The organism is Archangium sp. (assembly GCF_036388035.1).
In the GTDB taxonomy this organism is placed as follows: Bacteria; Myxococcota; Myxococcia; order Myxococcales; family Myxococcaceae; genus Archangium.
The window spans coordinates 1-6,939 of record NZ_DASVSO010000329.1 but is presented as its reverse complement, the minus strand read 5'-3'; the positions used below and the strand labels follow the sequence as shown (position 1 = coordinate 6,939).

The window sequence follows — 6,939 nt, the reverse complement described above, 5'->3', positions numbered from 1 at the left end:
CCCGCGGGCTCATGGAGGGTGAAGTAGAAGGTGGCGCCGTGGTCGACCCGGCCCTCGCCCCACACGCGGCCCTGGTGGCGGCGGATGATGCGCTGCACGGTGGCCAGCCCCACCCCATTGCCCTCGAACTCCTGTTGGGTGTGCAGGCGCTGGAAGACGCCGAAGAGCTTGGCCTGGAACTCCATGTCGAAGCCGGCCCCGTTGTCCCGGACGAAGTAGACACGCCGCTCCCCGGTCTGTGCCGGGAGCACTCCGAACTCGATCTCCCCCACGGGCCGCTCACGGGTGAACTTCCAGGCGTTGCCCAGCAGGTTCTCCAGCACCGAGCGCAGCAGGTGGACGTCTCCCCGGTCCACCAGCCCCTCCTGCAGGGAGAAGCGCACGGAGCGCTGGGGCTGCCAGCGCTGGAGCTGCTCGGAGATGGAGCGCGCCAGGGTGGACAGGTTGACCTCCTCCTCGACGAACTCGGTGCGATTGACGCGCGAGAGCGAGAGGATGCCGTCGATGAGCTCGGACATGCGCTGCGAGGAGGCGCGGATGCGCTGGAGGTAGTCCAGGCCCATGGCGTCGAGCTTGTCCGTGCAGTCCTCGGCCAGCGCCAGGGTGAAGTTGGAGATGCTGCGCAGCGGAGCGCGCAGGTCATGGGCCACCGAGTAGGCGAAGGCCTCCAGCTCGCGGTTGGAGAACTCGAGCTGGGCGGTGCGCTCGGCGATGCGGCGCTCCAACTCCTCGTTGAGCTGGCGCACCTGCTCCTCGGCCTCGCGCCGCCGGGTGATGTCGGTGACCATGGCCAGCGCCCCGACGTAGTCGCCTTCCTCGTCGTAGATGGGGTTGGACGACATCAAGGTCCACACGTGCCGGCCCTCCTTGTGGAGGAGCTTGGAGTCATAGACGTCGGATCGGCCCTGGCGCCGCCGTTCGAGGTTGCCGGTGACTCGGGCGTGGGCCTCTTCCGGGATGAAGTCGAGAACGGGCCTGCCCAGCATCTCGTCGACGGTGTAGCCGAGAAGGTCGGCCAGGTAGCGGTTGACGTAGGTGGTGCGCTGGTCGCTGTCGATCGTCCAGACGCCCTCCTGGGCGGCCTCCACGATGAGGCGGAAGCGCTGCTCGGTGCGACGCCGCGCGGCCTCGGCCTGTCGCTGGACGTGGGTGTCCCGCATGAAGACCATGGCGCCCAGCAGCTTTCCCTGCCCATCGCGCATGGGTTTGCCGGTCGTGTGGACGTGCTGGCCGCCAGGGACGAGGGCATTGCGGATGAAGAGATCCTCCTCGGGCGCCTCCTCTCCTTGGAGGGCGCGGTACAGCGGGAGCCTCTCGGAGGGGCACTGCGTCCGCATGTCCGAGTAGAAGATGCCGTAGTCCTTGCTCCACCCCTCTGGACTGGAGTCGAGGATCCCGTGGCCGAGGAACTTGTGGGCGTAGGGGCTGAAGTAGACGAGGCGACCCGAGGCGTCGGCGATGATCACACCCTCGGAGATGCTGTCGAGGATGGCGCGCAGCAGGGCGTGGTTCTGGACCTGGAAGAGGCCTTCGGCCAGCGCGTCGGAGAAGGACGTGGAGAGGGTCAGGGAGCTCATGGCTTTGGGAAGAAGGCCGCCGCTATGGCGGGGGCCGGGTGGCGGGCAGACGGGGTGGAGGACTGCCGTGGCTGGAGGTGGAAGCCCCGGCCGCGCAGGGGGCACTTCCGCTGGGATGTCTGGCTTCAGGGCTGGATGTCTGGCTTCAGGCTCGAGTGCTTCCCCGCGTCGGCCTGGCACAGGCGTCAGCCGCGACGATGACGCCATGTTAGCGGGGGTGCTTGCTGTCGGACAGCGCACCTCAGGGAGTGTTGGCCAGACGATTATTGAGGTTCATAGTGATTGGCTTCAGCCAGGAGCTCGGTCAGCGCACGGCCCGTGAAAAGACGAAGCGCCCGGCGGGAGGACTCACGCCGGGCGCTCCAGGGGACTTCCTTCAGCGGGGGGCTACCCCTGCGCGGAGGCGGGCCTGCGCGAGATGCGGTACAGCACGAAGCCCATGATGGCGAAGGCGGTGACGCCGATGAGGTGGAAGCCGCCCACACCCACCGTGTTGATGAGCGCGTGCTCCACGGACAGCTTGCCGATGGCCGCGTTGAGGCCCTCGTTCACCGAGAGGATGGCGACCACGACGCCCGCCAGCGCGCCGCCGGCCACCAGTCCCGTGGAGAAGAGGTTGCCGGGGCCGAGCTCGGACTCCTCGACGTGCTCGCCCTTGCGCGCGGCCACGTAGTCCGACAGGCCCTTGATGGCGCCGCCCACGAAGATGGGGGCGGTGGTGGACAGCGGCAGGTAGGCGCCCACGGCGAAGGACAGCGACTTCACGCCGCACAGCTCCATGGTGATGGACAGGAAGACGCCCACCAGCACGAACTGCCAGTCCAGGTTGAAGGACAGCAGGCCCTTGATGAGCGTGGCCATCAGCGTGCCCTGCGGCGCGGGGAACGCGGCCGTGCCGATCATGTGCTCCACGCCCTGGGCCCGCAGCTCGGCGGTCGGCGTGTCCAGCAGCTTCATGGTGAGGCCGATGACGACCGCCGCCGCCACCGCGCCGATCATGAGACCAATCTGCTGCGCCCTCGGCGTGGCGCCCACCAGGTAGCCCGTCTTGAGATCCTGGGAGGTGGCGCCCGCGTTCGCCGCGGCGATGCACACCATGCCGCCCACGCACAGCGCCATGGGCTGGTACACGTCACCCGTCCAGCCAATGCCGATGAAGATGAGGCAGGTGGCCATCAGGGTGGCGATCGTCATGCCGGAGATGGGGTTGGACGACGAGCCGATGATGCCCACGATGCGCGAGGCCACCGTCACGAAGAAGAACCCGAACACCACGATGAGCACGCCCAGCAGCAGCCGGCCGAGCATGCTGCCCGGCAGGAAGGGCAGGGCGGCCATCGTCAGGATGAGGCCCACGCTGCCGAAGAGCACGAAGGTGATGGGCAGGTCGCGCTCGGTGCGCTTCATCGCCGCCGCCGTGGCCCCGTCCTTGAACGACGCGAGGCTCTCCTTGAAGGCCGTGACGATGGTGGGCAGCGTCTTGAGCAGCGTGATGAAGCCACCCGCCGCCACCGCGCCCGCGCCGATCTGCCGCACGTAGGCGAAGTAGATGGCGCTCGCCGTGTCCCGGAAGGTGTGCGTCACTGGATCCCACCCGCCACGACCGCCCGCGGTGGTGAGGCTCTGCAGATAGCCCAGCTTCACCAGCTGCCCGGCGATGGTGTCCGCCGGCACCACCGAGGCCAGCAGTGGGATGATGCCCAGCCACGCCAGCACGCCACCGGCCACCAGCACGCCGGCGATCTTCGGGCCGACGATGTAGCCCACGCCCAGGTACTCGGGGGTGATGTCGGCGTTGAGCGTGGCGGACGGGAAGTACTTGTTCTTCTGCTCCGTCACCAGCGCCGGCGTCTCGGCGATGAGCTTCACGATCTTCTGCAGCAGCGCGTACACGAAGGCGAAGCCCACGCCCTGGAAGGCGATCTTCGCCAGGTCGCCGCCCTTCTCACCGGCGATGAGCACCGAGGCGCACGCCGTGCCCTCGGGATAGGGCAGGTTAGCGTGCTCCTTGACGATGAGCGAGCGGCGCAGCGGCACCATCATCAGCGTGCCCAGCACGCCGCCCAGCAGCGCCAGCGTGAAGATGGTCCAGTACTCGAAGAAGCTGGCACCCTTGCTGTCGGTGCTCAGGAAGAGGAAGCCCGGCAGGGTGAAGACCACGCCCGCGGCGATGGACTCGCCCGCCGAGCCGATCGTCTGCACCACGTTGTTCTCGAGGATCGTCGAGCCACCCAGCTTCTTGAGCAGCGAGATGGCCAGCACCGCGATGGGGATGGAGGCCGAGACGGTCAGCCCCGCCTTCAGCGCCAGGTACACCGTCGCGGCACCGAAGATGATGCCGAAGATCACGCCGATGCCGACGGCCTTCGGGGTGAACTCGGCGACGTCGTTGCGCTCCGCGGGGATGTAGGGCTGGAACTCGGCTTCGCTCGTGGAGGCGCCGCTGGGAGCGGTGCCGCTCCGGCTGGCCTCGGGCTTGACTGCTTCAGTCATGGATGGGGGCTCCCAGAAGGGGGGACGGCCGTGTGGGGGGAGGTTCTACAACTCCCTTCCCGACACGCCAACTCGGCGCCCTCACATGGCTGTTACGCGGCGGTGTCCAGCCGCTCGTCACGCCCCGGCGCCGGCTGCCCCGGCCGGGGCGGCGGGGCGGTCACGTTGGCCCGCCGCTCCAGCGGAACGAAGAGGCTCTTGAGGCTGTAGCCGAGCAGCGACAGCGCCAGCCTCGGCTGCAGGAGCACCTCCAGGCCTCCTCGCATGTGGAGGACCTTGTAGAACTCCTGGCAGGCCTTCTGGTCCATCGAGGTCAGGTCGATGAGATTCATGACGGACCACTGCAGCAGCCCCAGCCCGAAGGGCCGCTTGCCCCGGGCCTGCGGGTAGCGCAGGTCCATGGTGGTGGCCAGGAACCAGCACAGCCCGATGAGCCCGGAGAGCTTCTTCTGGAAGCGTCGCGACAGCCCCCGCATGTCACCTGGAGTGGAGCGGGCCTGCTTGGCCACGCACTCCCCGAGCATCTGCGCGCCCAGGCTGATGACCGTCATCCCCTGTCCGAAGAGGGGGTTGAACGCGCAGACCGAGTCGCCGAGGAGCACGAACCCCTCCGGCAAGCGCGCCACCCGCTCATAGTGCAACCACCGGCTCGCCGGCATCTTGTACGTGACGGCCTGCGTCAACGGCCTGGCCTGCCGGATGGCCTCATGGATGTGGGGCACGGGGAGGCCGCGCGCGAACTCCAGGAACCCCTCGTCGTCGGTGGGCGGATGGTCGCCGAAGTAGCCGTTGAGGCTCACGATCCACCGGTTGCCCTCCACGTTCGCCACGAAGCCCGAGCGCCGGTTCTCCGGCGCTCGCGCGTACACGGCCAGGATCTTCCAGTCGTCGAAGCCCGCGGGGCGCTCGTAGAATCGGCTCGTATAGGCCGAGTCGACGCCCACCTGCTCCTCCTCGGGTGGGCCCACGCCCAGCGCCTCCAACCACTGGGGCGCGCGCGAGCCCCGGCCGCTGGCGTCCACGACCAGATCCGCCTGGAGCGTCTGCGCGCCATCCGGGCCCTTCACCTTCACCCCGGTCACCCGCTCGCGCGAGCCGTCCGTGAGCAGCTCCTCGACGGTGTACCCCTCTCGCAGCTGCACCTGGGGCAGCGCGGTGACGCGACCGCGCACCTTCCACTCCAGGTGCGGGCGGGAGCACAGGATGGTCCGGATGCCACTCTCGTAGCGAACCTTCCAGGACCCATGGTGGAACCAGGAGGACTCCAGGCCCATGTCGATGAAGTCGACCCCGTCGCGCTCCAGCTCCTGCACCAGCCCGGGAAACAGGTCCTCCATCACCTTCAGCCCGGCCTCCAGCAGGGCATGGACGTGTCGTCCCTGCGGCGCGCTCTTGCGCGGCTCGGGTCCATCGGGAAGCGGGTCGCGCTCGAGAATCACCACCTTCTCGAAGTGATCCGCCAACACCCGGGCGCTCAAGAGTCCCGCGATGCTGCCGCCGATGACGATGGCCTGCCCGAAGGCGCGTTGGCCGGTGCTCATGCAATCCCTCGCAATGCTGTAAGTCGCGTACACACCGTGGGTGCGGTAAAGTCAGGGTACGTGATCAAGGTTCTCGCAACACCTGGGTGCGATGAAGGAGGCGCCTGGTTGGTTACCTGCTCCCGCAGGGAGCCATATCCAACGAGGCGCGTCCAGCCCCTCCCAGTAGGTTGGGAACGAGGCGGAGGACATTTGTGGTGATACAGTACGGCATCATGAGCAAGTCGGAGTTGAATCGCGTCGTCCTCAAGGTCTTCTGGCAGATGCAACTCGCGGTCATGACCGCGGTTGTCCCGATGGTCTACATGGTCGTGCTGATCATGGGCCTGGAGGGCGAACTCGCCTGGAAGATCGCGGTCCGCAACGTGACCTGGATCCTCCCGGTCTTTGGCACCATCATCCCGTGGCTGCTGACAGTCCGGGTGACGAAGGGTGCGCTGGAGTCGCGGCCGAGCGACAAGCCGGGTGATCGGTTGAAGCGGATCCTCGAGGCCCCGCGGCGCATCGAGGCGGGACTCCTCTGGAACTATGGGGCGTCGAGCTTCTGCTTCGTCGTGTGGCCGCCCTTCGTCTATGGCCTGGATCCGTGGACGATTCCCCAGGTGGTCGTCTCCTTCCTGCTGCTGGCGTCGCTGGTGATGATCTGGCAGTCGCAGCGCATCGAGACGGTGTTCCGTCCCTACGCCCTGGAGGAGTTCCACAAGCACCCGCAGGTGCGGCCCGAGGGCAAGGGGTTCATCTGGGCCAAGCAGCGCTGGTACCTGCCGTACTGCTTCGCGCTCTACGTGGTGTGCACCCTGTCGGTGACGGGGATCATCATCGCCAAGAAGGCCCAGGTGGGTTTCGGCGCGCTGTTCGTGGATCTGCAGTCGATGGTGTCCCCCGAGGTGCTGGCGCTGCTGACCGAGCGGGTCGAGGGCATCATGGGCTCGATGGTGATGCCGGTGTTGCTGGTCGGCGGGTTCCTGGTCACCACGGCGGCGATGGCGGCCTTCCAGCTGGCCAACCACCAGCGCGCGGGCACGGATGCCGTCGGTCATTCCATCGAGTCGCTCGTGTCGGGCAGGCCCGCGCTTCCCAAGTGGATTTCCACCGACGAGGTGGGCGAGCTCTCCAGCTCCACGGCCATCGCCTTCGAGCGGCTGCGTGCCTTCTCGTTCTCGCTCGGTGAGTCGGCGCAGATGCTGGGCCAGTGCGCCGAGCGGCTCAATGACTCGCACCGGCTGCAGACGCAGGCGCTCTCCGTCCAGGCCTCCTCCCTGCAGGAGACGCAGGTGACGGCCCAGGAGATCAAGCAGACGTCGATCGTGGCCTCGCAGAAGGCCGAG

At 67.7% G+C, this 6,939-nt stretch carries 3 protein-coding genes and 1 pseudogene; 1 reads left to right on the top strand and 3 read right to left on the bottom strand.

What is annotated here, in order from left to right; genetic code table 11:
* The 3 genes from VF697_RS13540 to VF697_RS13530 all read right to left on the bottom strand — a co-directional run.
* The coding region (locus VF697_RS13540; RefSeq protein ID WP_331094974.1) for a PAS domain S-box protein at positions 1-1,577 on the bottom strand (1,577 nt) is incomplete at its 3' end.
* A gap of 387 nt (positions 1,578-1,964) precedes the next feature.
* Positions 1,965-4,070, bottom strand: coding sequence for an OPT family oligopeptide transporter (locus VF697_RS13535; protein ID WP_331094972.1), 2,106 nt, complete (start codon positions 4,068-4,070; stop codon positions 1,965-1,967).
* Positions 4,071-4,162: 92 nt separating this feature from the next.
* Positions 4,163-5,611 (bottom strand): FAD-dependent oxidoreductase, encoded by a 1,449-nt coding sequence (locus tag VF697_RS13530; RefSeq protein ID WP_331094970.1) that lies wholly within the window; start codon positions 5,609-5,611, stop codon positions 4,163-4,165.
* A gap of 215 nt (positions 5,612-5,826) precedes the next feature.
* Here VF697_RS13530 and VF697_RS13525 point away from each other — a divergent pair.
* Positions 5,827-6,939 (top strand): annotated as a pseudogene (locus VF697_RS13525) (hypothetical protein); the annotation flags it as partial.

Excerpts from the sequence above, each read along its gene's own strand:
- VF697_RS13530 (WP_331094970.1), bottom strand. The coding sequence starts at position 5,611 with ATGAGCACCGGCCAACGCGCCTTCGGGCAGGCCATCGTCATCGGCGGC.
- VF697_RS13535 (WP_331094972.1), bottom strand. The coding sequence starts at position 4,070 with ATGACTGAAGCAGTCAAGCCCGAGGCCAGCCGGAGCGGCACCGCTCCC.